1 protein-coding gene is annotated in these 358 nt (G+C 53.6%); it reads right to left on the reverse strand.

The genetic code is table 11. The features are described 5' to 3' along the window. Positions 1-358: sugar phosphate nucleotidyltransferase (locus tag QP381_RS08650; RefSeq protein ID WP_285068549.1), on the reverse strand; the 358-nt coding region annotated here is incomplete at both ends.

Genomic DNA, 358 nt, shown 5'->3' on the forward strand with positions numbered 1-358 from the left:
GATCTTGTCGCCGTCTGTTTCTAGGATACCGAATTGATCTGCAAGTTCGATCGGCTGGCGAATACCCGCTACTGTGAGCGCAGCCCCGGTTTCGATATGCTTCTGGACCATCTGGGAGAAGTCCATACGATAAATATTGTCGGCGCCGACTATCACTAGGTAATCCGGCTTTTCGTCTCGGACGATGTTGAGAGTTTGATATACGGCATCGGCCGAGCCTAGGTACCAGTGGGCACCTTTGCGCTGCTGGGCGGGCACAGGTGTTACGTAAGAGCCTAACAGGGTTGACATTCGCCAGGTCTTGGAGATGTGGCGGTCCAGAGAGTGGGATTTGTATTGGGTGAGCACCACTACCTTG

It is taken from the genome of Pauljensenia sp. UMB6358 (assembly GCF_030216865.1).
Lineage (GTDB): Bacteria > Actinomycetota > Actinomycetes > Actinomycetales > Actinomycetaceae > Pauljensenia > Pauljensenia turicensis_A.